This is a genomic window from Klebsiella sp. GN_Kp190, assembly GCF_040061795.1.
GTDB classification, from domain to species: domain Bacteria; phylum Pseudomonadota; class Gammaproteobacteria; order Enterobacterales; family Enterobacteriaceae; genus Klebsiella; species Klebsiella michiganensis.
In genome coordinates, this window is the sequence record NZ_JBEAFN010000012.1 from 218,296 (window position 1) to 245,091 (window position 26,796).

At 56.7% G+C, this 26,796-nt stretch carries 27 protein-coding genes; 11 read left to right on the plus strand and 16 right to left on the minus strand.

Features of this window, described 5'->3' with window-relative positions; genetic code table 11:
* The first annotated feature begins 219 nt into the window (after nt 1-219).
* From ABLU67_RS10455 to ABLU67_RS10465, 3 genes are all read left to right on the plus strand, one after another.
* Nucleotides 220-1,620 (plus strand): MFS transporter, encoded by a 1,401-nt coding sequence (locus ABLU67_RS10455; RefSeq protein ID WP_004129763.1) that lies wholly within the window; start codon nt 220-222, stop codon nt 1,618-1,620.
* Nucleotides 1,621-1,712: 92 nt separating this feature from the next.
* Entirely contained in the window at nt 1,713-2,891 is a 1,179-nt protein-coding gene (locus ABLU67_RS10460) for a Gfo/Idh/MocA family oxidoreductase (protein WP_047724313.1), read from the plus strand.
* A 155-nt stretch (nt 2,892-3,046) separates the two neighbouring features.
* Entirely contained in the window at nt 3,047-4,411 is a 1,365-nt protein-coding gene (locus ABLU67_RS10465; protein WP_004848226.1) for an MFS transporter, read from the plus strand.
* A gap of 103 nt (nt 4,412-4,514) precedes the next feature.
* Here ABLU67_RS10465 and ABLU67_RS10470 read toward each other — a convergent pair whose 3' ends face one another.
* Nucleotides 4,515-5,006, minus strand: coding sequence for a YajQ family cyclic di-GMP-binding protein (locus tag ABLU67_RS10470; protein WP_004129715.1), 492 nt, complete (start codon nt 5,004-5,006; stop codon nt 4,515-4,517).
* Between the two features lie 142 nt (nt 5,007-5,148).
* Between ABLU67_RS10470 and panE the strand changes: the two genes are divergently transcribed.
* Both panE and yajL read left to right on the plus strand, forming a co-directional pair.
* Nucleotides 5,149-6,060 carry a 2-dehydropantoate 2-reductase gene (gene panE, locus ABLU67_RS10475; protein ID WP_004848223.1) on the plus strand — a complete coding sequence of 304 codons (912 nt, stop codon included), beginning with the start codon at nt 5,149-5,151 and terminating at the stop codon, nt 6,058-6,060.
* Nucleotides 6,023-6,613 carry a protein deglycase YajL gene (yajL, locus tag ABLU67_RS10480; protein ID WP_004848222.1) on the plus strand — a complete coding sequence of 197 codons (591 nt, stop codon included), beginning with the start codon at nt 6,023-6,025 and terminating at the stop codon, nt 6,611-6,613. The genes panE and yajL overlap by 38 nt, the downstream gene beginning before the upstream one ends.
* 57 nt (nt 6,614-6,670) lie before the next feature.
* On the opposite strand, the gene thiI is transcribed toward yajL, so the two are convergent.
* A complete protein-coding gene (thiI, locus tag ABLU67_RS10485) occupies nt 6,671-8,119 on the minus strand; it encodes a tRNA uracil 4-sulfurtransferase ThiI (protein ID WP_014228166.1) in 1,449 nt (482 codons plus the stop codon).
* Nucleotides 8,120-8,332: 213 nt separating this feature from the next.
* On the opposite strand from thiI, the gene xseB reads away from it, so the two are divergent.
* Genes xseB through ABLU67_RS10505 form a run of 4 tightly spaced genes read left to right on the plus strand, consistent with a single transcriptional unit; the run spans nt 8,333 to nt 12,391 of the window.
* Nucleotides 8,333-8,575, plus strand: a complete 243-nt coding sequence (gene xseB / locus ABLU67_RS10490) for an exodeoxyribonuclease VII small subunit (RefSeq protein ID WP_004099468.1) — start codon at nt 8,333-8,335, stop codon at nt 8,573-8,575.
* On the plus strand, nt 8,576-9,475 hold the full coding sequence (gene ispA, locus ABLU67_RS10495; protein WP_064358655.1) for a (2E,6E)-farnesyl diphosphate synthase: 900 nt from the start codon (nt 8,576-8,578) through the stop codon (nt 9,473-9,475).
* A gap of 18 nt (nt 9,476-9,493) precedes the next feature.
* Nucleotides 9,494-11,356: a 1-deoxy-D-xylulose-5-phosphate synthase gene (dxs, locus tag ABLU67_RS10500; RefSeq protein WP_004129698.1), complete on the plus strand. Its 1,863-nt coding sequence runs from the start codon at nt 9,494-9,496 to the stop codon at nt 11,354-11,356.
* 60 nt (nt 11,357-11,416) lie between these two features.
* Nucleotides 11,417-12,391 (plus strand): aldo/keto reductase, encoded by a 975-nt coding sequence (locus ABLU67_RS10505; RefSeq protein WP_064358654.1) that lies wholly within the window; start codon nt 11,417-11,419, stop codon nt 12,389-12,391.
* A gap of 151 nt (nt 12,392-12,542) precedes the next feature.
* Here the strand turns inward: ABLU67_RS10505 and pgpA are convergent, their stop codons facing one another.
* From pgpA to nrdR, 6 genes are all read right to left on the minus strand, one after another.
* Complete coding sequence (gene pgpA / locus ABLU67_RS10510; RefSeq protein ID WP_004133926.1) at nt 12,543-13,049, minus strand: phosphatidylglycerophosphatase A; 507 nt, start codon at nt 13,047-13,049, stop codon at nt 12,543-12,545.
* The gene (thiL, locus tag ABLU67_RS10515) at nt 13,039-14,013 is read right to left on the minus strand and encodes a thiamine-phosphate kinase (protein ID WP_049082999.1); all 975 of its coding nucleotides are present in this window, start codon (nt 14,011-14,013) and stop codon (nt 13,039-13,041) included. Before thiL ends, pgpA begins: the two co-directional genes overlap by 11 nt.
* Before the next feature lie 75 nt (nt 14,014-14,088).
* On the minus strand, nt 14,089-14,508 hold the full coding sequence (nusB, locus tag ABLU67_RS10520; protein WP_004099457.1) for a transcription antitermination factor NusB: 420 nt from the start codon (nt 14,506-14,508) through the stop codon (nt 14,089-14,091).
* A gap of 19 nt (nt 14,509-14,527) precedes the next feature.
* The gene (gene ribE / locus ABLU67_RS10525) at nt 14,528-14,998 is read right to left on the minus strand and encodes a 6,7-dimethyl-8-ribityllumazine synthase (RefSeq protein WP_004129690.1); all 471 of its coding nucleotides are present in this window, start codon (nt 14,996-14,998) and stop codon (nt 14,528-14,530) included.
* A gap of 93 nt (nt 14,999-15,091) precedes the next feature.
* Nucleotides 15,092-16,195, minus strand: a complete 1,104-nt coding sequence (gene ribD, locus ABLU67_RS10530; protein WP_064358653.1) for a bifunctional diaminohydroxyphosphoribosylaminopyrimidine deaminase/5-amino-6-(5-phosphoribosylamino)uracil reductase RibD — start codon at nt 16,193-16,195, stop codon at nt 15,092-15,094.
* Between the two features lie 4 nt (nt 16,196-16,199).
* A complete protein-coding gene (gene nrdR / locus ABLU67_RS10535; protein ID WP_014228162.1) occupies nt 16,200-16,649 on the minus strand; it encodes a transcriptional regulator NrdR in 450 nt (149 codons plus the stop codon).
* 147 nt (nt 16,650-16,796) lie between these two features.
* Between nrdR and ABLU67_RS10540 the strand changes: the two genes are divergently transcribed.
* On the plus strand, nt 16,797-17,339 hold the full coding sequence (locus ABLU67_RS10540; RefSeq protein ID WP_004848204.1) for a DUF3251 domain-containing protein: 543 nt from the start codon (nt 16,797-16,799) through the stop codon (nt 17,337-17,339).
* 296 nt (nt 17,340-17,635) lie between these two features.
* On the plus strand, nt 17,636-18,520 hold the full coding sequence (locus ABLU67_RS10545; protein WP_004848202.1) for a nucleoside-specific channel-forming protein Tsx: 885 nt from the start codon (nt 17,636-17,638) through the stop codon (nt 18,518-18,520).
* A gap of 43 nt (nt 18,521-18,563) precedes the next feature.
* On the opposite strand, the gene ABLU67_RS10550 is transcribed toward ABLU67_RS10545, so the two are convergent.
* From ABLU67_RS10550 to queA, 8 genes are all read right to left on the minus strand, one after another.
* On the minus strand, nt 18,564-19,253 hold the full coding sequence (locus ABLU67_RS10550) for a YafY family protein (RefSeq protein WP_014228161.1): 690 nt from the start codon (nt 19,251-19,253) through the stop codon (nt 18,564-18,566).
* A gap of 14 nt (nt 19,254-19,267) precedes the next feature.
* A complete protein-coding gene (locus tag ABLU67_RS10555; protein ID WP_064358652.1) occupies nt 19,268-19,633 on the minus strand; it encodes a VOC family protein in 366 nt (121 codons plus the stop codon).
* Nucleotides 19,634-19,697: 64 nt separating this feature from the next.
* Complete coding sequence (locus tag ABLU67_RS10560) at nt 19,698-21,089, minus strand: M24 family metallopeptidase (RefSeq protein WP_064358651.1); 1,392 nt, start codon at nt 21,087-21,089, stop codon at nt 19,698-19,700.
* 116 nt (nt 21,090-21,205) lie between these two features.
* Nucleotides 21,206-22,177 (minus strand): protein translocase subunit SecF, encoded by a 972-nt coding sequence (gene secF, locus ABLU67_RS10565; protein ID WP_004848195.1) that lies wholly within the window; start codon nt 22,175-22,177, stop codon nt 21,206-21,208.
* A 10-nt stretch (nt 22,178-22,187) separates the two neighbouring features.
* The gene (gene secD, locus ABLU67_RS10570) at nt 22,188-24,035 is read right to left on the minus strand and encodes a protein translocase subunit SecD (protein WP_071957337.1); all 1,848 of its coding nucleotides are present in this window, start codon (nt 24,033-24,035) and stop codon (nt 22,188-22,190) included.
* Nucleotides 24,036-24,062: 27 nt separating this feature from the next.
* The gene (gene yajC, locus ABLU67_RS10575) at nt 24,063-24,395 is read right to left on the minus strand and encodes a preprotein translocase subunit YajC (RefSeq protein WP_004099423.1); all 333 of its coding nucleotides are present in this window, start codon (nt 24,393-24,395) and stop codon (nt 24,063-24,065) included.
* 22 nt (nt 24,396-24,417) lie between these two features.
* Nucleotides 24,418-25,545 (minus strand): tRNA guanosine(34) transglycosylase Tgt, encoded by a 1,128-nt coding sequence (tgt, locus tag ABLU67_RS10580; RefSeq protein ID WP_004129667.1) that lies wholly within the window; start codon nt 25,543-25,545, stop codon nt 24,418-24,420.
* A 109-nt stretch (nt 25,546-25,654) separates the two neighbouring features.
* On the minus strand, nt 25,655-26,719 hold the full coding sequence (gene queA, locus ABLU67_RS10585) for a tRNA preQ1(34) S-adenosylmethionine ribosyltransferase-isomerase QueA (protein WP_032694142.1): 1,065 nt from the start codon (nt 26,717-26,719) through the stop codon (nt 25,655-25,657).
* Nucleotides 26,720-26,796 lie beyond the last annotated feature (77 nt).

Consider the following 26,796-nt stretch of genomic DNA (forward strand, 5'->3'; position numbering starts at 1 on the left):
CCTTATCAATCAGAATGGCTTGATAGCTGTAGCCAAAAAATTTACGGCTCAATTTTTACGGTTTTTCGATCCGCCTCGCATATACAGAAATTAAATTCCAAACAAACATTGAAATGAAATAAATATTTCCTTATGTTCTGGCTGATATTCAGGATAAGGTCGTGCCGGTGGAACTGGCGCAGAGGTCCTGACTTGTCCTTCCAGACAAAGGAATTGACCATGAGTGAACAGCAGATTCTTCTCTCTCCCGCGGCAGCACGCGGCGATAAGCTAAGCTGGGCTACCCGAATCGCTTACGGCGGCGGCGATACCGCCTGTAACGTCGTGTTCGGCATGATCGGCACGGTTTTAACCCTGTTTTATACCGACTATGTCGGCATCAGCATCGCCACCGTTGGCCTGGTGATGCTGATCTCACGTCTGTTTGACGGCGTTTCCGATGTCATCATGGGCCTGATGGTGGAACGTACAAACTCTCGCTGGGGTAAATCACGCCCCTGGCTGCTGTGGATGAGCGTGCCCTACGCCGTATCGGCAATTTTACTGTTCACCGTCCCGCAGACCACCGGCACGCTGCAGTTTCTCTATCTGCTGGTCGCCTATAACTTCTGCACCACCGTGTGCTATACCGCCATCAACCTCCCCTACGGCAGCCTCTCTGCGATGATGACCCGCGCCTCCTGGGAAAGGGATATGCTCAGCATCACCCGAATGTCGATGTCGCCTTTTGGTCGTATTCTCGCCGTTGCCTGCACTTTGCCGCTGGTGAAGTACTTTGGCGACGATCAGGCCGCGTGGATCAAAACCATGTCTATTTGGGCTTTTCTGGCGCTGCTGTTGCTGCTGTTTTGCTTTTATAAATGCGAAGAGAAGGTGGTCATCAAAGCGCGAGAAAAACAGGGAAACGTACCGGTAAAAACCCAGCTTTCCGCGCTTTTTCGTAACCAGTACTTCTGGGCCAGCGCCATCCTGTGGACCGCGCAAAGCGTGTACTACACCGTGGTAGGGATCGCGCTGCCTTACTACTGCCGCTACGTGCTCGGTGACGATACCTTCTATAGCTCCATTTTCGTTGCCGAAACCGCCTGCATTATTATTTTCACCTTCCTGAGCTCCGTGCCCATCCGCAAATACGGTAAACGCAACGTTGCCCTCTGCGGCATCGTGCTGGCGACCATCGGCCAGGTGCTGTTTATGTTTAACTCTGATGATTACCACTGGGCGCTGGCAAACGCGATTATTCGCGGTATTGGCTTCGCCCCGCTGAACGCCGTGCTGTTCGGATTCTGCGGCGATGCCGTCGAATTCGGCCAGTGGAAAACGCGCGTCAGACAGGAAGGGATGATCTTCTCCGCCGGTTCCGTTGGGACGAAACTCGGCGCAGGTATTGCCGCCGCGGTTATCTCCGGCCTGCTGAGCATGGCGGGTTACGTCAGCTCCAGCAGCGGATCCGGCGTTCAGCCGCAAAGCGCTATCGACATGATTAACCACGTTTATCTCTACGGCTCTTTCTTCCTGTGGATCGTGGTCATTATCACCCTGCTGTTTTATCGCCTGGATAAGCAATACCCGCAGATCATGCATGACCTGAAAGAACGCGAAGCCCGTGGCGAGATGTAAAACCTTAGAACCAGGCCCGCGCTCGGCGAGCGCGGGTACACAGAAGAACATCTGAAATCCGTAGGATCTCTATCATTGAGGAGTGCACCATCATGTTAAACGGCATGAAACCCTTATCCCGCTCCCTGCGCTGGGGCATGGTCGGCGGCGGCGGCACCAGCCAGATTGGCTACAGCCACCGCTGTGCGGCGCTTCGCGACAACGTCTTTACTCTGCTCGCCGGCGCGCTTGATATCGATGCCGAGCGCGGTCGTCAATTCGGCGAGCAGCTCGGCATCGCTCCTGAACGCTGCTACGCCGATTACCAAACGCTGTTCGCGGAGGAGGCCAAACGCCCTGACGGCATTGAAGCCGTATCGGTCACTACGCCGAACAATACTCACTTCGCCATCACTAAAGCGGCGCTTGAAGCCGGGCTGCACGTTATTTGCGAAAAACCGCTGTGCTTTACCGCCGACGAAGCGCGCGAGCTGCTGGCGCTAAGCAAAAAGCAGAATAAAATTATCGGCGTCACGTACGGCTATGCCGGGCACCAGATGATCCAGCAGGCGCGGCAGATGATAGCGGAAGGGATGCTCGGCGAGATCCGCATTATTAATATGCAGTTCGCCCACGGTTTTCATAATGAAGCCGTTGAGCTACAGGCTGAATCCACCCGCTGGCGGGTAACGCCCAAATATGCCGGCCCTAGCTATGTGCTGGGGGATCTGGCGACCCATCCGCTATTTATTGCCGAGACGATGGTGCCGAACCTGAACATCACCCGCCTGATGTGCGCGCGTCAAAGCTTCGTCAAATCTCGCGCGCCGCTGGAAGATAACGCCTTTGTGCTGATGGAATATAACAACGGCGCCGTTGGCTCACTGTGGACCAGCGCGGTCAACAGCGGCGCGATGCACTCGCAAAAAGTCCGCGTTATTGGCGAAAAAGCCAGCATCGAATGGTGGGATGAGCGTCCAAATCAGCTCAGCTATGAGGTACAGGGCGAACCGGCCCGCGTCCTCGAGCGCGGAATGCCCTATCTCAGCCAGCAGGCGCTGGCGGACGACCGCATTGGCGGCGGTCACCCTGAAGGGCTGTTCGAGGCGTGGGCCAACCTCTATCGCCGCTACGCTATCGCCATCGACGCGATGGATCGCGGGGACCAGGCGTTCCTGGAGACCTTCTGGTATCCGGACGTCGAAGCCGGTCTTCACGGCGTTTACTGGGTTGAGCAGTGCGTCAAATCCGCCGACGCAGGCGGCCAGTGGGTTGACTTTAACTGCCAATAACCGCTGAACACCAGTGGAGGCCCCTCCACTGGTTTTTTCTTTCTACCGTACTCACCTCATCATGCAACACAGTCGTAATATCTGTTAAACAAACATTTATTTACGCTTCTGTTTCCCCCCACTACACTATGCGCAGTTTTTATATTGAGGTGGTAATGAACGATAATAAAATGACGCCAGGCGAACTGCGTGCGACCTGGGGTTTGGGGACCGTATTCTCTTTGCGCATGCTCGGCATGTTTATGGTCCTGCCGGTTCTGACCACTTACGGCATGGCGTTACAGGGCGCAAGCGAAGCCCTTATCGGACTGGCAATTGGAATTTACGGGCTGGCCCAGGCGCTATTCCAGATACCTTTCGGGCTGCTTTCTGATCGCATTGGCCGTAAGCCGCTGATCGTCGGCGGCCTGTTAATCTTCGTTGTCGGCAGCGTTATCGCCGCGCTTTCTGACTCTATCTGGGGCATTATTCTTGGCCGCGCGCTGCAGGGCTCCGGGGCGATTGCCGCCGCGGTCATGGCGCTGCTTTCCGATTTAACCCGCGAGCAAAACCGCACTAAAGCCATGGCGTTTATCGGCGTTAGCTTTGGCGTCACCTTTGCTATCGCCATGGTTCTCGGGCCTGTCGTTACCCACCAGCTCGGCCTGCACGCCCTGTTCTGGATGATTGCTGTTCTGGCGACGCTCGGCATCCTGCTGACGCTATGGGTGGTGCCGAACAGCCAGAATCACGTGCTGAACCGCGAGTCCGGTATGGTGAAAGGCTGCTTCAGCAAAGTTCTTGCTGAGCCAAAACTCCTGAAGCTCAATTTCGGCATTATGTGCCTGCATATCATGCTGATGTCCACGTTTGTCGCTCTGCCGGGCCAGCTTGAGGCCGCCGGTTTCCCCGCCGCCGAGCACTGGAAAATCTATCTGGTCACCATGCTGGTCTCATTTGTCGCGGTGGTGCCGTTTATTATCTACGCCGAAGTGAAGCGCAAAATGAAGCGCGTCTTTCTGCTGTGCGTCGCCATCCTGCTGATTGCTGAAATCGTACTCTGGGGTGCCGGAGGCTATTTCTGGGAGCTGGTCGCCGGCGTTCAGCTATTTTTCCTCGCGTTTAACCTGCTGGAAGCGCTGCTGCCGTCGTTAATCAGTAAAGAATCACCGGCCGGATATAAAGGCACCGCGATGGGCATTTACTCCACCAGCCAGTTCCTTGGCGTGGCCATCGGCGGAGCGCTCGGCGGCTGGGTGGATGGCTTTTTTGATTCGCAAACCGTCTTCCTGCTCGGCGCCCTGCTGGCGATGCTGTGGCTGCTGGTGGCCAGCACCATGAGCGAGCCGCCGTACGTTAGCAGCCTGCGGGTCGAGATCCCGGAGGATATCGCCGCGGACAAAATGCTCGAAGCGCGCTTACGGGCTAAAGAGGGCGTCAAAGAGGTGCTGGTGATTAGCGAAGAGCGTTCGGTGTATATCAAAATCGACAGCAAGATCACTAACCGCTTTGAAATTGAGCAGGCAATCAAAGGGATATAAAAACGAGCACCTTTGTTCAGGCAGGCAAAAACGGTTCTGAGCGGAGCTTTGTGTCCTGCCGGGCGGCGGCTAACGCCGTGCCCGGCCGACAGACGGGACTCTTTTAATCGCGGAAGTTTTTGAACTGGAACGGCTGGCCTAAATCACCGCCGCGCACCAGCGCCATAACCGCCTGCAGGTCGTCGCGAGATTTACCGGTAACGCGAATCTCTTCGCCCTGGATCTGCGCCTGTACTTTCAGCTTGCTGTCTTTAATCAGCTTGACGATTTTTTTCTGCGTCGCGCTCTCAATGCCCTGCTTCAGCTTCGCATCGACAAACCAGGTTTTACCGCTGTGCACGAACTCGTCCGGCACTTCGATAGAACTGCCCTCAATTCCGCGTTTCAGCAGCTTGGCGCGCAGAATATCCAACAGCTGGTTAATCTGGAAATCAGACTCGCTGAGGACCTTGATGGTCTCGTTTTTTTCGTTCAGCTCAAAGCTCGCTTCGACGTTACGGAAATCAAAACGCGATTCAACTTCGCGGGTCGCGTTCTCTACGGCGTTTCGAACTTCCTGAAGATCGACTTCAGAGACAATATCGAAAGATGGCATCTTTTCCTCTCCTTCAGTTTCTTTTGCGTTGCATAATACCCTCAACGCGACATAACTCAACTTGTTATCCCGAAAGGATAACTGATAACGCTATACTTTAGCCATGAGCACCTGATGCAGCACTCACAGGTGAGGAGGAATAATGAAAGTAACCGTACTCGGATGCGGTGCACTGGGACAGTTATGGCTAACTGCGCTGTACAAACACGGACATGAAGTCCAGGGCTGGTTACGCGTCCCACAGCCATTCTGTAGCGTCAATGTGATTGAAACCGACGGCAGCGTGTTTAATGAATCGTTTACCGCTAACGATCCTGATTTTCTCGCCAGCAGCGACCTGCTGCTGGTCACCCTCAAAGCCTGGCAGGTCTCTAACGCGGTAAAAAACCTGAGCGCCATCCTGCCGTCGTCAGTACCTGTTCTGCTCATGCACAACGGTATGGGTACCGTTGACGAGCTTAAGAGCCTCAAACAGCCGCTGCTTCTGGCTTCGACAACGCAGGCGGCCCGCCGCGACGGCAACGTAATCGTCCACGTCGCCAACGGCACCAGCCATATTGGCCCAGCGAAAGCCTACCCTGAGGATTATAGCTATCTCGCTGATGTACTGCAGAGCGTGCTGCCCGACGTCGCCTGGCATAACAATATCTACCCCGCGACCTGGAGCAAGCTGGCGGTAAACTGTGTGATTAACCCGCTGACGGCGTTAAAAAACTGTCAGAACGGCGATTTACGCGAATACCCGCAGGAGGTCGCCGCGATTTGTTATGAAGTTGCGGCGGTGATGGATCGCGAGGGGATGCATACCTCGCCGGAAAACCTGTTATTCTATGTACATCAGGTTATTGAAAGTACGGCAGAAAATACCTCCTCCATGCTGCAGGATATTCTCGCCCAGCGCCATACGGAAATCGACTATATCACCGGTTATCTGTTAAAACGCGCCCGAGCCCACGGTATCGCCGTACCTGAGAATACCCGCCTGTTTGAGCTGGTAAAGCGTAAGGAGAATGAATATGAGCGCGTCGGCACTGATTTGCCTCGCCCCTGGTAGCGAAGAGACCGAAGCGGTCACCACCATTGATTTACTCGTTCGCGGCGGCGTAAAGGTCACGACCGCCAGCGTTGCCAGCGATGGCAGCCTGACCATTGTCTGCTCGCGCGGCGTTAAGCTACTGGCCGATGCGCCGCTGGTCGAAGTGGCCGATGGCGACTTCGATATCCTTGTTCTGCCCGGCGGCATTAAGGGTGCGGAGTGCTTTCGCGACAGCCCGCTGCTGGTTGAAACAGTACGTCAATTCCATCTTTCCGGGCGCATCGTTGCGGCGATTTGCGCCGCGGCGCCGACCGTGCTGGTGCCGCACAACCTTTTCCCCATCGGCAATATGACCGGCTTTCCGGCGCTGAAAGAACGCATCCCCGCCGAGCAGTGGCAGGATAAGCGCGTCGTCTGGGACGCTCGCGTTAAGCTGCTCACCAGCCAGGGGCCGGGAACCTCAATTGATTTCGCCTTGAAGATGATCGACCTGCTGGTTGGACGCGAAAAAGCGCACGAAGTCGCTTCACAGCTGGTGATGGCGGCAGGAATTTATAACTACTACGAATAAATGCAAAACGGCAACCCAGGGTTGCCGTTTTCATGATTGCGCCTTGCTCCTGAAGAACTAGGGGCGATATACCTTCACGTTTTCAAAGCCCTGCTCGCGCAGATACAGCGCCTGCAGGCGGCTCATCACCCCACGCTCGCACCACAGCAGCCAGGTTTTACTCTGGTCGAGATCGCCAAATTTGGTGCTCAGCTTATAGAACGGCAGAGAAACCACGTCCACGCCTTCCACCTTCAGCGGCTTATCGTCCTGCTCGTCGATAGAGCGGATATCGAGGATCGCGTCGTCAGGGCCAAAACCGCTGACGGTTTCCACTTCCACTACGTCCTGCTCGGTCTGCTGAGCGATATCGCGGATATCAATGTTGCTCGCTTCCGCCACCACTTTCTCAAGGATGCTGAAATCGAAGTGCTCTTCTTCCGCCTCGATCTTCGCCTTCACCGCTTTCACGGTGGGGCTCTTCGAGATAACGCCGCAGTATTCCGGCATGGTGCGGGCAAAATCTTCAGTGCCGATTTCACGCGCGAGGTCAATAATGTGCTCTTTATCGTGCGAAATCAGCGGACGCAGAATCAGCGTATCCGAGACGTTGTCGATCAGGCGCAGGTTGGTCAGCGTCTGGCTGGAAACCTGGCCTAACGCCTCGCCGGTGACCAGCGCCTGGACGCCGTAGCGCTCGGCGACTTTTGACGCCGCGCGCACCATCATGCGCTTGAGCACCACGCCCATCTGACCGTCGTCGACTTTCTCAAGGATCTCACCCACCACCGGCTCGAAGTTAATCGCCACGAAGCGCACGCGGTGTGAGCTGCCGAAGCGGTTCCACAGATAGTGCGCGACCTGACGCACGCCGATTTCATGGGCCGCGCCGCCGAGGTTAAAGAAGCAGTAATGCACGCGGCAGCCGCGGCGCATCAGCATATAGCTGGAAACGCCGGAGTCGAAACCGCCGGAAATGAGCGACAGCACGTCTTCCTGGGTGCCGATCGGGAAACCGCCGATACCTTCGTAGCGCCCTTTAACCAGCAGCAGGCGATCGTTTTCGATCTCGAGGTTAACCGTCACATCAGGGTCGGTCAGCTTCACTCGCGCCGTTTCAATATGCTGGTTCAAACCGCCGCCGACGTAGCGCTCCACTTCGATTGAGGTAAACTCATGCTTACCGCGACGCTTAACGCGCACGCAGAACGTTTTACCTTCCAGCGCGTCACGCCACAGCGGCAGCGTCTGCTCGAAAATATCGTGCAGAGAGGTATAAGGAACGTCTTCGACTTCCAGAATATGGTGGATACCGGGGATACGGGTCAGGGCATCGCGAATAGCCGGACGCTGGTTTTCATCCTTCGCCCGGACCTCGATATGATCCCAGTGACGAACGACGGCAAGCGTCTCATCATAGTTTTTGAGAACGTTACGAATGTTCCCGGTTAAAATTTTAATGAAGCGCAATCGCACAGATTGGCTTTTGATGGTGATTTCCGGGAACAATTTAATGATAAACTTCATGGCGACACTATTCGTTGGCAAGCCCGTCGTTGGCTAGCCCGACGGGGCTTTAAGCATAAAAAGTTGTACAGGCGCGACTGGCGTCTGCATCCAGGGCGCGGAGTATACCACTATTGGACGCTTTTCACCTGGCATTGCGCGTTATTTGATTAACCGCGCGACTTCGTTACCATATTGATAGCCATCGAGACATTACAAGAGTCTATATTCACTATGCCAAAGAAAAATGAGGCCCCGGCCAGCTTTGAAACCGCCCTGGGCGAGCTGGAGCAAATTGTTAATCGTCTGGAAAGCGGCTCGCTGCCGTTAGAAGAAGCGCTCGGCGAATTCGAGCGCGGGATCCAGCTGGCGCGCCAGGGGCAGGCAAAGCTGCAGCAGGCCGAACAGCGCGTACAAATTCTGCTGGCGGATAGCGAAGACGCGCCGCTTACCCCTTTTACGCCGGACGCTGAATAAATGGACTTCCCGCAACAGCTACAGACGTGCGTCGAGCAGGCTAACGAAGCGCTGCGCCGTTTTATCGCTCCGCAGCCCTTTCAGAACACTCCGCTGGTCGAAGCCATGCAGTATGGCGCACTATTAGGCGGCAAACGCCTGCGCCCGTTCCTGGTTTACGCGACCGGCGATATGTTTGGCGTTAGCCGCGCTACGCTGGATGCCCCTGCCGCCGCCGTCGAATGCATCCATGCCTATTCGCTGATGCACGATGATCTCCCGGCGATGGACGATGACGATTTACGCCGCGGCCAGCCGACCTGCCATATAAAATTCGGCGAAGCGAACGCAATTCTTGCCGGAGACGCCCTACAAACGCTGGCGTTTTCTATACTGAGTGATGCGCCGATGCCGGAAGTGCCGGATCGCGATCGCCTGGCGATGATTTCTGAGCTGGCCCAGGCCAGCGGCATCGCGGGTATGTGCGGCGGTCAGGCGCTGGATCTGGAAGCGGAAGGCCATCAGGTTGATCTGACGTCGCTGGAGCGAATTCACCGCCATAAGACCGGCGCGTTGATTCGCGCCGCGGTACGAATGGGCGCGCTGAGCGCAGGTGAAGCCGGACGCAGGGCGCTACCCGCTCTCGATCGCTACGCCGAGAACATCGGTCTCGCCTTCCAGGTCCAGGATGACATTCTCGACGTGGTAGGGGATACTGCCACACTTGGCAAACGTCAGGGAGCCGACCAGCAGCTGGGCAAAAGTACCTACCCCGCCCTTTTGGGACTCGAGCAAGCCCGGAAAAAGGCCTTTGACCTGATTACCGACGCCCGCCGGTCGTTAACTGAGCTGGCCGCGCAATCTCTGGATACCACGGCACTGGAAGCGCTCGCGAATTACATAATTCAGCGTGATAAATAAACAATAAATGAGTCTCTGATGAGTTTTGATATTGCCAAATACCCGACCCTGGCGCTGGTGGATTCCACCCAGGAGTTGCGTTTGTTGCCGAAAGATAGCCTGCCGAAACTGTGCGACGAACTGCGGCGTTATCTGCTGGACAGCGTCAGCCGCTCTAGCGGACACTTTGCCTCCGGGCTCGGTACGGTAGAACTAACCGTGGCGCTGCACTACGTCTACAACACGCCTTTCGATCGCCTAATCTGGGACGTCGGCCACCAGGCTTACCCGCATAAAATTCTGACCGGACGCCGCGATCGGATCGGCACCATCCGCCAGAAAGGCGGGCTGCACCCCTTCCCGTGGCGCGGAGAAAGCGAGTATGACGTCCTGAGCGTCGGCCACTCGTCGACCTCCATCTCTGCCGGAATCGGCATAGCTATCGCCGCAGCCAAAGAGGATAAGCAGCGCCGCGCGGTTTGCGTAATCGGCGACGGGGCGATAACCGCCGGGATGGCGTTTGAAGCGATGAACCACGCTGGCGATATCAAACCCGATCTGCTGGTGGTGCTCAACGACAACGAAATGTCGATCTCCGAGAACGTCGGTGCGCTAAACAATCATCTGGCGCAGCTGCTCTCCGGCAAACTCTACTCCACGCTGCGCGAAGGCGGCAAAAAGGTCTTCTCTGGCGTGCCGCCGATTAAAGAGCTGCTCAAACGCACCGAGGAACATATCAAAGGGATGGTGGTTCCGGGGACCCTGTTTGAAGAGCTGGGCTTTAACTACATTGGGCCGGTGGACGGTCATGATGTTATCGGTCTGGTAAATACGCTGAAGAATATGCGCGACCTGAAAGGGCCGCAGTTCCTGCATATTATGACCAAAAAAGGCCGCGGCTATGAGCCCGCCGAAAAAGACCCGATCACCTTCCACGCGGTGCCAAAATTCGATCACACCAGCGGCGTGCTGCCGAAAAGCAGCGGCGGCCTGCCCTCTTACTCGAAAATCTTTGGCGACTGGCTGTGCGAAACCGCCGCGAAAGATGACAAGCTGATGGCCGTCACGCCAGCGATGCGCGAAGGTTCAGGGATGGTCGAGTTCTCGAAAAAATACCCCGACCAGTATTTCGACGTGGCCATTGCCGAGCAGCACGCGGTGACCTTTGCCGCCGGCCTGGCGATCGGCGGCTATAAGCCGGTGGTGGCGATCTACTCCACCTTCCTGCAGCGCGCCTACGATCAGGTGATTCACGATGTCGCCATCCAGAAGCTGCCGGTGCTGTTCGCTATCGACCGTGCGGGTATCGTCGGCGCCGATGGGCAAACCCATCAGGGCGCGTTTGATATCTCCTTCCTGCGCTGTATTCCTGACATGGTCATCATGACCCCCAGCGATGAGAACGAGTGCCGCCAGATGCTGTATACCGGTTATCACTACAACGACGGCCCGAGCGCGGTGCGCTATCCGCGCGGCTCCGGTACCGGCGCGGCGTTTGAACCGCTGGCCTCGCTGCCTATCGGTAAAGGCGTAGTGAAACGCGAAGGTGAAAAAATCGCGATTCTGAACTTCGGCACGCTGCTGCCGCAGGCGGCAAAAGTCGCGGAAAAGCTTAACGCCACCCTGGTGGATATGCGCTTTGCCAAACCGCTGGATGAAGCGCTGGTGCTACAGCTGGCCGCAGAACACGAAGTGCTGGTCACCCTGGAAGAGAATGCCATTATGGGCGGTGCGGGCAGCGGCGTGAATGAGCTGCTGATGTCCCGCCGCCGCGCGGTTCCTGTGCTCAATCTCGGCCTGCCTGATTTCTTTATCCCGCAGGGAACCCAGGAAGAAGCGCACGCCGACCTCGGCCTGGACGCCGCCGGAATAGAAGCCAAAATCCACGCCTGGCTGGCATAATTGCCGCCACCGCTCCTGCTATGCTTAAAGGATACCCTTTACCCGTAGCAGGAGCGCACTATGCACTATATCCCTCTTGGCGATACCGATCTCCGCGTTTCCCGACTCTGCCTCGGCTGTATGACCTTTGGCGAACCGGACCGCGGTAACCATGCATGGACCTTACCGGAAGAGAGCAGCCGCCCGCTGATAAAATACGCCCTCGAGGGCGGCATTAACTTCTTCGACACCTCGAATAACTACTCTGACGGCAGCAGCGAAGAGATCCTCGGGCGCGCGCTGCGTGAGTATGCTCGTCGCGATTCCGTGATCGTCGCCACCAAGGTTTACCATCAGGTGGGCGATCTGCCGCAGGGACTGTCGCGCGCGCAGATCCTGCGCTCCATTGACGACAGCCTGCGCCGCCTCGGCATGGAGTATGTCGATCTGCTGCAAATCCATCGCTGGGATTACACCACGCCCATTGAAGAAACTCTCGAAGCGCTAAACGACATCGTCAAGGCGGGTAAAGCCCGCTATATCGGCGCATCGTCAATGCATGCCCGTCAGTTTGCCCAGGCGTTAGCGCTACAGCGGCAGAATAACTGGGCCCGCTTCGTCACCATGCAGGATCACTACAATCTGATTTATCGTGAAGAAGAAAACGAAATGCTGCCGCTGTGCAGCCGTGAAGGCGTCGCGGTGATGCCGTGGAGTCCGCTGGCGCGCGGTCGCCTGACCCGTCCGTGGGGAGAAACCACCGCCCGTCTGGTATCCGATGAAGTCGGGAAGGCGCTCTACAATGCCACTGATGAGAATGATGAACTGATCGCGACAAACCTGGCCGAAGTCGCGGAAGAGCTTGACGGCAACCGCGCGCAGGTGGCGCTGGCCTGGCTATTGAGCAAGCCGGGCGTGGCCGCGCCGATTATCGGCGCCTCAAGGCAGGAGCAGCTGGATGAGCTGCTGCATGCGGTCGATTTAACGCTGACGCCGGATCAGATTGAAAAGCTGGAGACGCCGTATAAACCGCACCCGATTGTGGGGTTCAAGTAACGCGCGGTTCCCTGCCGATTCCCGGCTCGCGCTGCGCTTAGCCGGGCTACAGGTTCACCAGCATCTGCGGACGACGAGTTCACCACCGCCTCCGGGAAAAGCCTGCCTGCTCAATTTCCCAGAGGCGCCAGGCCAGCCGGGCCAGACTGGTTTAAAAAAGACCAATCGGCCAGTGGTGGCCAATCACGTACAGCACCCCGGCGGAAATCACCCCGGCGACAATATCGTCCACCATGATCCCCATCCCGCCGTGGATATTGCGGTCGAACCAGCGGATGGGCCACGGCTTCCACATATCAAAGAGGCGGAAAATCACAAATCCAGCGGCGACCCACTGCCAGTCCATCGTCGGTAGAGCCATCAGGGTGATCCACATCCCGACAAACTCATCCCAGACAATGCTGCCATGATCGTGGGTACCCATATCTTTCGCCGTACGGTGGCAAATATAGACGCCAATGCAGATGCTCATCATCACCGCCAGCGAATAGAGCTGCCAGGGGAGTAAGGTCAGCAAATACCAGAAGGGGATCGACGCCAGCGATCCCATAGTGCCGGGAACCACGGGGCTAAGGCCGCTGCCAAATCCCGTTGCCAGCAGATGCCAGGGGTTGCTCATCTTCAGGCGGCTTTTCGCCACATCTCTACTACGCGCCAAAATGATCGTATCCCTTAAAATCGAGCGTGACGGGCTTACCTTCGCGTGTGAACTGCAGACCTTCCGATTCCGGCAGGATCTGCCCAATGCAGGTAAAACGCGCGCCGAGGTTGGCAAGGGCCACGTCCAGCGCCCCGCGATTGAGTTCAGGTACGGTAAAGCACAGCTCGTAATCTTCACCGCCGGAGAGCGCCCAGCGCAGCGCCTGCTCAGGCTCAACCTGGCGCAGCATCGCATCCGAGAACGGCATCGCATCAAGATCGACGCGCGCGCCGCAGCCGCTGGCCTTGAGAATATGCCCCAGGTCAGAAATCAGGCCGTCGGAGAGATCGATGGCGGCGTTCGCCAAATCGCGCAGCGCCTGCCCCTGCAGAACCCGCGGCAGCGGACGCAGATGGCGCGCCAGGAGATAATCCGCGTCGGCGTCATCTTCAACCTGCAGCCGATCCTGCAAAATCGCCAGACCCGCTGCGCTGTCTCCCGGCGTGCCGGTGACGTAAATCCAGTCGCCATGCTTTGCCCCGGAGCGCTTCAAAGCGCGTCCCGTCGGCACATAGCCGTGAATACCCAGCGTCATCGACAGCGGTCCGCGCGTGGTATCGCCGCCAATGAGCTGCATATCGTAATAATTAAGCTGCACGAACAGGCTGTCGCTAAAGGCCTCAAGCCAGGCTTCGTCCGCTTCCGGCAGGGTCAGGGCCAGGGTTAGCCACGCCGGTTCAGCGCCCATTGCCGCCAGGTCGCTCAGGTTGACCGCCAGCGCTTTATAGGCGAGGTCGGCAGGGTCGATATCGGGTAAAAAATGGTTTCCCGCCACCAGGGTGTCGGTGCTGATTGCCAGCGTTTTTTTCTCGGGGATGTTCAGGAGCGCGCAGTCGTCGCCAATGCCGGTTTCAACATCAAGACGTGCGCTTTTTACGCGATCAAAATAACGGGCAATCAGGGAAAATTCGCCGCATGCCATACGTTATGCCTCAGAAAAAGAAAAGAATAAGGCCGGTTTGCAGAAGTGAGACTCTGCAAAAACCGGCCCTGGAATTTACTTTTTGTTGGGACGAATTACCGGGGCAGCTTTGTCCAGCACGCCGTTGACAAACTTATGGCTATCTTCAGCGCCAAAGGTTTTCGCCAGTTCGATGGCTTCGTTAATCGCAACTTTGTACGGTACATCGCTACGCTTTGACAGCTCAAACAGTGCGATACGCAGCACCGCTTTTTCCACCTGACCCAGCTCGTCCAGCAGACGAGAAAGATACGGCTTCATCAGGCCGTCGAGATACGCGCTGTTAGTCGCCACTCCGGACAGCAGTTCGCGGAAATACAGAACGTCTACATCTTTCACATCCTGTTCCGCCAGGAACTGGTATTCGACATCAGCGATGTCGTTTTTGGACAACTGCCAGGAGTAAAGCGCCTGGACAGCACACTCACGGGCGCGGCGACGAGCAGCAGGTTTCACGGAATTCCCCTTACAAAAATCAGGCCTTGATGGCTTTCAATACGTTAATCATTTCCAGCGCGGTCAACGCGGCTTCAGCGCCTTTGTTACCGGCTTTGGTGCCAGCGCGTTCGATGGCTTGTTCAATACTTTCTGTGGTCAGAACACCGAAGGCTACCGGGATTCCGCTGTCCTGAGCGACGTGCGCCAGGCCATTGCTTGCACCGCCAGCCACATATTCAAAGTGCGCGGTGCCGCCACGGATAACGGTACCCAGCGCGATCACTGCGTCATACTTACCGGTTTTCGCCAGTGCATCAGCCGCCAGCGGCAGCTCATACGCGCCTGGAACCCAAACCACGGTAATGTTTTCATCTTTGACCTGGCCAATACGCTTCAGGGCGTCAATCGCGCCATCCAGCAGGCTGTCGTTGATAAAGTTGTTGAAACGCGCGATGGTGATGGCGACGCGAGCGTCCGGGGTAGCAACGTTAGCTTCAATAATGTTCATACTCTTCCTTCGGGTTCAGTTCATTTGGCCCCGCAAGGGGGGCGGATTCTATCATAATAATCGGCGCACTGCTTTCCCTTTTGTCCGGGGAAATCAAGCGTTCACTAAATGCAGGCAAATATCCGGGCCTACATGACGTATCTCATTGAATTTGAAATGGGGTGCTTGCTCAAGTTTCTCAAGCCCCGGCAGTACACATAATCCGCGCGCATCGCTGCCTAACAGTTTAGGCGCAATATAGACGATAAGCTCGTCCACCAGCCCGGCCTCCAGCAGCGCGCCGGCAAGGGTGGGGCCTGCTTCCACCCAGATCGAGTTAATTTGCTGTTTGCCCAGCAGCATCATCAGGACCACCAGGTCCAGGCGACCGTTATGCTCCGGCACCAGCAGCGTGCGTACGTTCTCCGGCCACTGGCGTTCATCTGCACGGGTACGGGCAAACAGCGTTTCACCCGCCTGCTCCACGATACGATGCTGCGGCGTGACGCGATTCTGACTATCGATAACGATACGCAAAGGCTGGCGCAGGTTTTCCTGCGGGTACAGCGCCTGAGTGTCGGCGTTGAGCTCGTCCCAGCGTACGGTTAGCGCCGGGTCATCCGCCAGCACCGTCGCGCTGCTGGTCAGGATGGCGTGGTTTTGCGCGCGCAGGCGCTGCACATCGCGCCGCGCCTGCGGTGAGGTGATCCACTGGCTCTCTCCGCTGGCCATCGCCGTGCGCCCATCCAGCGATGCGCCCATTTTTAACTGAATCCAGGGAAAACCGGTGCGCATCCGCTTAAGAAAACCTTTATTCAGCGCCTCGGCTTCGTTCATCATCAGCCCGTGACTGACGTCGACCCCTTCCTGCTGCAAACGGTACAAACCGCGACCCGCGACCTGCGGGTTCGGATCCTGCATCGCCGCAACCACGCGGGTCACCCCTGCGGCAATCAGCGCCTCGCAGCACGGCGGCGTTCGCCCGTGATGGCTACAGGGCTCCAGCGTGACGTACGCCGTCGCGCCTTTCGCTTTTTCGCCCGCCATGCGCAACGCGTGCACTTCCGCGTGCGGTTCACCGGCGCGATAGTGAAAACCTTCGCCGACGATCTGGCCATCTTTAACGATCACGCAGCCGACATTCGGGTTTGGGTGCGTGGTGAAGCGTCCGCGCGCGGCCAGCTTCAGCGCTCGCGCCATGTATATTTCATCCTGCATGGGCTCAGTCCTGTAAGCGGGCGATCTCTTCGCCAAACTCTTTGATATCTTCGAAGCTGCGATAGACGGAAGCAAAGCGGATGTAGGCGACTTTATCGAGCTTTTTCAGCTGTTCCATCACCAGGTTGCCGATCATTTTGCTCGGCACTTCCCGCTCGCCGGTCCCGCGCAGGTGGGTTTTTATATGGTTAACCGCCATTTCGACATCGTCTGAGCTGACCGGGCGCTTCTCCAGCGCTTTCAGCATACCGCTGCGCAGTTTGTCCTCATTAAAAGGCTCGCGCACGTCGTTGCTTTTTACGACTCGCGGCATCACCAGTTCCGCCACTTCAAACGTCGTAAAACGTTCATTACAGACCAGACACTGACGACGACGACGCACGGAAGAGCCCTCGCCCACCAGACGAGAGTCGATAACTTTGGTATCTACGGCGAAACAGAAAGGGCAATGCATGGCGCGTCCTGACATGTAGTTAAACTAACGGGTAGTTTACCGCGAAGTGACCCGACAACAAAGAAAGAGCTTTTGAGACAAAGGATCTATAGTGCGATTATCCGATCGGTCTACCATTAAGCATCCTCTGTTAACGGAATCCCAACTATGACAAGACGTTATTTAAAGCTGGCCATTGTGGGTAGCATTTTCACCCTCAGCGCCTGCGCGCAGCAAAGCGAAATCCGCCAGATGAACCAGAGCGTGAGCACGCTGAGCAAAGAGATGACCCAGCTCAACCAGCAAACGGTCAAAATTACCCAGCAAAACGTACTGAATGCGAAATCGAGCAGCGGCGTATACCTGTTGCCGGAGGCGAAAACACCGGCCCGTCTCAAAAGTCAGATTGGTACGCTGCGCATGTCGCTGCTCAATATCGCGCCGGATGGCGACGGTACCCGCCTGACCCTGCGTATCCAGGGTGAATCAAACGATCCGCTGCCGGCCTTTAGCGCGACGGTCGCCTCCGGGCAGATCAGCGGTACCACCGATAGCTATCAGGAAGTTAACGTACAAAATCAGCTGATTAGCGCGCCGGCAAGCGTTCTGGCGCCGAGCGACGTCGATATTCCGCTACGCCTGAATGGCGTAACGCCCGAGCAGGTTGGCTTTGTCCGCATCCACGATATCCAGCCCGCAAACACGCCGTAACGCCCTCAGCCGGATGCCCTGAACATCCGGCTCCCCTCCCCTCATGCTAATCCACTTACAGATTTTCCATTCAGTTCACTAAAAATTGCCAGAATTTATGAATTTCGGTGGCATTCCCGCAAGAAATGCATAAAATCGTGAACGCAATCGATTACGCATGTGTTCGTTATGTGAAACAACACATATTTTTGTGAGCAATGATTCCTATAATAGACGCCACAGAAATACGAAATATTTAGAAACGCTTCGGCGCTTCTTTTAACGCCTTCAGGCTTAATTTAAACAGTGGCATCATTATGAAAAAAACATTACTGGCAGCCGGCGCAGCTCTGGCGCTCTCCGCATCTTTCTCTGCCAGCGCGGCAGAAAACGACAAACCGCAATACCTGTCTGATTGGTGGCACCAGAGTGTAAACGTGGTGGGCAGCTACCACACTCGTTTTGGGCCGCAGATCCGTAACGATACTTATCTGGAATATGAAGCGTTCGCCAAGAAAGACTGGTTTGATTTCTATGGCTATATGGATGCGCCGGTCTTCTTCGGCGGTAACACCAACGCGAAAGGTATCTGGAACCACGGTTCCCCGCTGTTTATGGAAATTGAGCCGCGCTTCTCCATCGACAAACTGACCGGTACCGACCTCAGCTTCGGCCCGTTCAAAGAGTGGTATTTCGCTAACAACTATATCTACGACATGGGCCGCAACAAGTCCGGTCGTCAGAGCACCTGGTATATGGGTCTGGGTACCGATATCGATACCGGCCTGCCGATGAGCCTCTCGCTCAACGTCTATGCGAAATATCAGTGGCAAAACTATGGCGCATCAAACGAGAACGAGTGGGACGGCTACCGCTTCAAAGTGAAATACTTCGTGCCGCTGACCGACCTGTGGGGCGGTTCACTGAGCTATATCGGCTTCACCAACTTTGACTGGGGCTCCGATCTGGGCGATGACAACGCTTATGATTTGAACGGTAAGCATTCACGCACCAGCAACTCCATCGCATCCAGCCATATCCTGGCGCTGAACTACGATCACTGGCACTACTCCGTCGTGGCGCGTTACTTCCACAACGGCGGCCAGTGGGCGGATGACGCGAAGCTGAACTTCGGCGACGGCGACTTTAACGTCCGCTCTACCGGCTGGGGTGGTTACTTCGTGGTCGGCTACAACTTCTAATCGGCTCGATGATCCCCGGCAACTACGCCGGGGATCATAAAAGCTAACGCTCTTCGCATCTCACCTTACGCAAGAAATCACTTAATGAGCGATCGGCTCGTTCGCTGAAATGACGCCCGGTGGCGGAAATCTCCAGGCAGCGGTCAAGGCGAAAACAGCGATAATCTTCCCGCAGTTCGCACCAGGTCACCAGCAGCCAGCGCTCGCCCCAGAAAAAAAGCCCCAGCGGCAGTACGTCACGCTGCGACACGTTTCCCGCTTCATCGCGATAGCGCAGCCCCAGCGCCTGCTGGGCGGAGACTGCCCGATGCACTATATCAAACTGATCTTTACTATAGCCCTGCGCACCAAAGTCCGGTGCGAACACGCGCGACTGCTCCGCCTTGCGCCGGCTCTCGGCAGGCAAAATAGCCAGCACTTTTTCCTGCGCCGACTCCAGCGCCTGGGAAAGCGAGGCACCGCCCCAGGTTTGCAGCAGCCGTATAGCGGCCATCAGCGCTTCCGATTCCTGAGTTGTCAGCATCAGCGGCGGTAGGTCATAGCCCGCCAGCAGCCGGTAGCCGCTCCCGGCTTCCCCCTCAACCGGGACGCCGGAGAGCGAGAGGTCGCGAATGTCGCGGTAGATGGTGCGCTCTGACACGCCGAGCCGCTCGGCCAGCAGCCCGGCGGTGGTTAATCTCCTCCCGCGCAGGATCTGGACGATTTGAAAAAGGCGGTCGGCGCGTCGGCTCATTTCTGTTGTCTCATTTACGCGGGTTGGTGAAGGCCAATCCGATTACCCTCGCTATCAATAAAAAGGGCAATCGTGCCGATATCGTCCGCCAGCTCAAGGGGGCCAAACACGCAGCTTCCGCCCGCCGAGTTGACGCGATCGAGCGTGGCCGCCAGATTGTCAGTATGCAGATAGATAATACATCCCTGATCGGAGGGCTTAACGCCTTCGAACTTTGCCAGCGCGCCGCCGGGAGCCGGATCCTCATGCGGGAAAACGGCCATCTCAATGCAATCCATTTTTTCCCGACGCAGCGCCACCTGCATCACCGGCTCGTAAAACGCCACGGCACGATCCATCTCCGCAACCGGGATCTCAAACCAGTTAATTACATTGTTCATACATCCTCCTGTCCATTGTTTGGGTTCAGGAGGAGTGTAAGACAGGCCTACTGACAGCATTGTGTCAGTATGGTGCGCACACCAGCGCGCGCTCGGGACTCAGCAGCCACGGACGCAGGTATCCCACGGTACTGGAAAATGGCAGCACCTCTTCAGGAAGCACAATGCCAAGCTGCTCGCCGATATACAAGCGCCGGGCGACGATACGCTGACAGAGTTCGGGATAGCGCTGCGCCAGCTCCCGACGCAACGCGCTATCGGCAAGCGCCACGGTATCTTCAATGCTTGCGCCGCCGTAGCCCGGGCGGGAAGGAATGATGTCGATTTGCAGTATCATCCCGCTTTGCAGGCAGGCGGTTGAATGGGGGCCAATGGGCGAACAGAGCCACTCCTCATCCGCGACCAGATGCCCCGGATTCAGGTGCCAGTGATATTCCGCCTTCGGCAACGCCTGCTCTATCAGCGCATACATATCGCCGCCGCGCATGCCGATGCGCAGATTTTCCAGCCAGTTCACCACCGCGTTGAAATAGGGCTTCGCCACGACCTCGAGGTAATCAGCCACCTCGGGCGCCAGTTCGCTCTCATCAGCCACCACGTAGGCGGCGCGGCTGCTCAGGCCGCCTTTGAAGCCGGTGGTCAGCGAGAATTTATCTCCGCGCTGAATCACCTTATCGCCCGGATAGAGATTCGCCCAGGCAAAGCGATCGCCGGTAGCGGCAATCATCACCACGCTATTAGGCTGCCCTTCCGCCGCCAGCAGCGCGCCGATTTGCTTTTCCGTTTTACCCGGCGCAACGGCGTTAAGCGCGGTGAGAATCGCGGTGGAAGCCAGATTTGCGCCGTACTCATAGTGCGCCAGCTCGTTGGCATTATTGGTGACTCGCGCTCCGCTTGCCGGGTCGATAAAAATGCCGGTGGCGTTAGTTAATCTTGCCTGCGGGCCGGCGGCCTGGCGAATAGCGTCCACGATAAAAGCAGGCAGATCGAACATCTGCGCGCGGTCATCCGCCGCGCCGGTAAAGAGCTTCCAGCCCGCCAGGCCAATTCGGTTTTCCGCCGCAACGCCTGCCTCCTGAAGCCGCTGAGCCAGCGTTTTACCGGTTTCCATCGGCTGATTGGGCAGCGAAAACCACGGGGCGTGAATCACACGGTTTTCCAGCCGGGCATGGCCTGCCAGCTTGAGATTCTCGTTACCCAGCACCAGCACCGCCTCGCCGTCCCGATGCAGCACCAGCAGCGCCTCTTCGAAACGGGGAATAAAACCGGTGAGATACTCAAAGTTGCCGCCGTGCTCTTTGTCGGCATAGACGATAAGCGTGTCTACGCCGGACTGACGCATATTTGCCAGCACCCTGGACTTGCGCAGCCGCAGCGTGTCGTCGTTAAGCGTAACGGAAGGCACATCGTGCCAGAGCGGGGGTTGAGGAACGGTGGAAAGCGTTACGACAGCCATCGGCATTTCTCCATGTCATTGCGTGCTGATACGGGAGAGTAACCAAAATCCGGGCGGCTGTAATAAAAAAATCCCGGCCTTGCGACCGGGATTCGTTTTATCGCTACGCGATTGCCTTACGGCAGAATTGACGGCTGATCCGCCCCTTCTTTCTCGACTTTCTGCTGCAGCATGTGCTCGCGCTTCATGCCCAGCTTCAGCGCCAGCGCGGACGCGACGTAGATAGAAGAAGCCGTACCGATGGAGACACCGATGAGCATGGTCAGCGAAAAGCCTTCCAGAATCGGACCGCCGAAGAGGTACAGCATCAGGATAACCATCAAGGTTGTCCCGGAGGTGATCAAGGTACGGTGCAGCGTTTGCGTCAACGACACGTTAAAGATTTCGTACGGCGTACCGCGGCGAATCTTGCGGAAGTTTTCACGAATACGGTCGGATACCACGATACTGTCGTTCAGCGAGTAGCCGATAACCGACATCAACGAGGCCACAATGGTCAGGTCGATCTCGATATGCAGTAGCGACAGCACGCCCATGGTGATCACCACGTCGTGCGCCAGCGCGATAACCACCCCTGCCGCCAGACGCCACTCAAAGCGGAAGCCGACGTAAATCAGGATACATACCAGCGCGGCTATCAGCGCCAGCGCGCCGGTCTGCGCAAGGTCCGCGCCAACGCTCGGCCCCACAAACTCAATACGTTTGACCGTCGCGTTCTGGCTGGTCGAGTCGTTAATCACGCTAACGACCTTGCTGCCCAGCTCCTGGCTGCCGTTGGCGTCATGCACCGGCGGCATACGCACCATGATGTCGCGGCTGCTGCCGAAGTTTTGCAGCTGCGGCTCTTCAAAGCCCGCCTTCTGCAACGACTGACGCACCTGGTCCATATCGACAGGTTTTTCGAGGGTGATCTCAATCACCGTACCGCCGGTGAAATCCAGACCCCAGTTAAACCCGCGCACGCCAATAATAGCGATGGACAAAATCAGCAGAAAACCTGAAATGCCGAAAGCCCAGTAGTCCCAGCGCATAAAGTCCCAGACTTTACGGCCGTGGTTCAATTGTTCAACAGTATATTCCTGTGCCACAACGCACTCCTCAGATAGACAGCTTTTTAACGCGCTTGCCGCCGTACAGCAGGTTCACGATGGCACGGGTGCCGACGATAGCGGTAAACATTGAGGTCGCAATACCGATACCGGTGGTAATCGCAAACCCTTTAATGGCACCGGTACCGACCGCGTACAGGATAATGACTTTGATAAGCGTCGTAATGTTGGCATCAAAGATGGAGCTGAACGCGCCGCGATAACCTTCGTCAATCGCCTGCTGCACGGAGCGCCCGTTGCTCAGCTCTTCTTTAATACGTTCGTTAATCAGAACGTTCGCATCGACCGCCACCGCAAGGGTTAACACGATCCCCGCAATCCCCGGCATGGTCAGCGTCGCCCCCGGAATCAGGGACATAATGCCGACAATCAGCACCAGGTTAGCCACCAGCGCAGAGGTCGCAATCAGGCCGAACTTCTTGTAGAAGAAGATCATAAACAGGATGGAGACCACCAGACCGGCCAGACACGCTTCCAGGCCCTGCTTGATGTTCTGCATACCGAGGGTTGGACCGATGGTCCGTTCTTCAACAATCTGAATCGGCGCAATCAGCGCGCCTGCACGCAGCAGCAGGGAGAGCTGGCGCGCTTCGGTCGGGTTGCTGATGCCGGTAATACGGAAGCTGTTACCCAGACGAGACTGGATGTTGGCGATGTTAATCACCTCTTCCTCTTTCGCCAGAATCGCGCGCCCGTTGGCATCTTTCTTCCCGCTGTCTTTGTACTCCACAAACAGGGTCGCCATCGGTTTACCGATGTTGTCCTTGGTGAAGTTAGACATGATGTTGCCGCCAGCGCTATCCAGGGAGATGTTAACCTGCGCCTGGTTGTACTCATCCATGCTCGACGTCGAGTCGGTGATGTGGTCACCGGTGAGGATGACGCGCTTGTACAGCACAACCGGCTGGCCTTCGCGGGTATATTTCACTTCAGAGTCGCCCGGAACGCGACCGGCGGCCGCCGCGGCGCTATCAACGTTAGTGTTAACCAGACGGAATTCCAGGGTCGCGGTCGCGCCGAGGATCTCTTTCGCACGCGCGGTGTCCTGGATACCCGGCAGTTCAACCACAATACGGTCGGCGCCCTGACGCTGAACCAGAGGTTCAGCAACGCCCAGCTGGTTTACACGGTTACGCAGGATATTGATGTTCTGCTGAACGGCATATTCGCGGGCTTCTTTCAGACGGTCGTCGGTCATCACGGCTTTCAGGCCAGTGCTGCCCTGAGTGGAGATAACCAGATCGCGGTGACGAGGGCTAAGGTATGAGATAGCCTGGTCGCGCGCGGCGCTGTCGCGGAAAGCGATGCTCAGGCCGTAGTTGTCTTCTTTACGCACGGTCGCGTAAGGAATGCCTTTATCACGCAGCTCGCTGCGCAGGCTGTCGATATTTTGTTCCTGCAGTTTGCCCAGCGCGGTGTCCATGTCGACTTCCATCAGGAAGTGCACGCCGCCGCGCAGATCAAGACCCAGCTTCATCGGCTCGGCATACAGGGCCGCCAGCCAGCGCGGGGTTGCCGGAGCAAGGTTAAGCGCCACGACGTATTTGTCACCCAGCACGCCCATCAGCGCTTCGCGCGCGCGCAGCTGGATATCAGTGGTGTCGAAGCGCGCAAGAATTGCGCCCTCTTCCAGTGCCACAGACTTCGCGGTAATTTTTTCTTCTTGTAGTGTTTTCTGGACCTGGATCAGCGTTTGCTCACTGGCGGCGACGCCGCGCGCGCCAGTGATTTGAACGGCCGGATCCTCACCATACAGGTTGGGAAGCGCATACACTAAGCCGACGACAATGACGACGACCAGCATGACGTACTTCCACAAAGGATAACGGTTTAACACGGCAGTTCCCTTAGGGAAAATGGGTAATTACAGCGCCTTCATGGTGCCTTTCGGCAGAACGGCAGCTACGAAGTCACGTTTGATAACCACTTCAGTGGTATCGTTCAGCGCGATAGCGATGTAGCCGCTTTCCGCGACTTTAGTGACGCGCCCAACCAGGCCACCGTTGGTCAGTACTTCATCGCCTTTGGCAATGGAGTTCATCAGGTTTTTATGTTCCTTGGTGCGTTTCTGCTGTGGGCGCAGGATCATGAAGTAAAAAATCAGACCAAACACCACTAGCATCAGGATCAGAGACATCGGGCTGCCCTGCGCCGCGCCACCGGTTGCTGCTACCGCATCAGAAATAAAAAAGCTCATTGAAATTCCCTCATTATTAAAATTAGTCAACGTTCAAAGGTGGAACGGTTCGACCCTGACGTTGGTAAAAATCGGTCACGAAGCTCTCTAATTTACCCTCTTCAATAGCCTTGCGTAAACCAGCCATTAAGCGCTGATAGTATCGCAGGTTATGAATGGTATTGAGTCGCGCGCCCAATATTTCGTTGCAACGGTCAAGATGATGCAAGTAAGCGCGTGAATAGTTGCGACAGGTGTAGCAATCACATTCTGCATCCAGCGGCGAAGTATCGCTCTTGTGCTTCGCGTTACGGATTTTCACCACGCCGTCGGTAACGAACAGGTGGCCGTTGCGCGCATTGCGCGTCGGCATGACGCAGTCGAACATATCGATCCCGCGACGCACCCCTTCAACCAGATCTTCCGGCTTACCGACGCCCATCAGGTATCGCGGCTTGTCGGCCGGGATCTGCGGGCAGACGTGCTCCAGAATACGGTGCATATCTTCCTTCGGCTCGCCGACAGCCAAACCGCCGACAGCGTAGCCATCAAAGCCAATCTCTACCAGACCTTTAACAGAGATATCACGTAAATCTTCGTAAACGCTGCCCTGAATGATGCCAAACAGCGCGTTTTTGTTGCCCAGACCGTCAAACCGATCGCGGCTGCGCTTCGCCCAGCGCAGGGACATTTCCATCGAGCGCTTAGCGTAATCCCAGTCCGCCGGATACGGCGTACATTCGTCAAAGATCATCACAATATCGGAACCGAGATCGTACTGAATCTCCATGGATTTTTCCGGATCGAGGAAAATCGGATCGCCGTTGATCGGGTTGCGGAAGTGCACGCCCTGCTCGGTGATTTTGCGAATATCGCCGAGGCTGAAGACCTGGAAGCCGCCGGAGTCGGTGAGGATCGGTCCTTTCCACTGCATAAAGTCGTGCAGATCGCCGTGCAGCTTCATGATCTCCTGACCAGGACGCAGCCACAGATGGAAGGTGTTGCCGAGGATGATTTGCGCGCCGGTCGCTTCAACTTCTTCCGGCGTCATCCCTTTCACGGTGCCATAGGTGCCAACCGGCATAAAGGCTGGCGTTTCAACGACGCCGCGCTCAAACACAAGACGGCCGCGGCGCGCGCGACCATCGGTGGTATCTAACTCAAATTTCATTATCACTCCCGCGTCAGAAAAACAGTCTGACGTTTAACGACTCGCTACGGAATGATTCCATAGCTAATAAATTCCTGAAGGCGTCAAAATAGCCAGCGCGACAGCCTTCTTATGGGCGCTCAAAAATAGCCTGCGGATTGTACGTGATAAACATCGCGTCCCCGTAGCTAAAAAAGCGATATTTTTGTTCTACCGCAGCCTTATAGGCGTTCATGGTGTGCTGATAGCCGGCAAATGCGGAAACCAGCATAATCAGTGTGGATTCAGGCAGATGGAAGTTGGTCACCAGCGCATCAATGACTTTGTACTGATAGCCCGGGTAGATGAAAATCTGCGTATCGCCGAAGAAAGGCTCAATCAGGTCGTTTTTCGCCGCCTGCGCCGCGCTTTCCAGCGAACGCACCGAGGTCGTGCCCACCGCAATCACCCGGCTGCCGCGCGCTTTTGCCGCCAGCACCGCATCGACCACCTCCTGCGGCACTTCCGCATATTCAGAGTGCATAATATGCTCTTCAATGCTGTCTACGCGTACCGGCTGGAAGGTTCCTGCCCCCACGTGCAGCGTGACGAACGCCATCTCAACGCCCTTTTCGCGAAGCTTCGCCAGCATCGGCTCATCAAAGTGCAGGCCGGCGGTTGGCGCCGCAACGGCGCCCGGTTTTTCGCTGTATACGGTCTGATACAGCTCGCGGTCGGCGTCTTCGTCAGGACGATCGATGTACGGCGGCAGCGGCATATGGCCGATAGCGTTGAGAATGTCCAGCACGCTGCGCGCGTCGTCGAACTCAACTTCAAACAGCGCGTCGTGGCGCGCAACCATGGTCGCTTTAATGCTTTCATCGTCGCCGAGCAGCAGCGCCGCGCCCGGTTTCGGCGCTTTAGACGCGCGAATATGTGCCAGAATACGTTTATCATCGAGCATGCGCTCGACCAGCACCTCAATCTTGCCGCCGCTGGCTTTACGGCCAAACAGGCGGGCCGGGATCACGCGGGTATTATTAAAAACCAGCAGATCGCCAGGGTTGAGCTTGTCGAGTAAATCGGTGAAAGTACCGTGCGTCAGCGCGCCCGTCGGCCCGTCTAATGACAGCAAGCGGCAGCTGCTGCGCTCGGGCATGGGATAGTGGGCAATCAGGGATTCGGGTAATTCAAAGGAGAAATCGGCGACGCGCATGGCATATACTCATGACTTAAAAACAGGCGGCTTAGTCTAGTGCTCACACCTCTTCGCTGCAACAACTAGCCGTATCC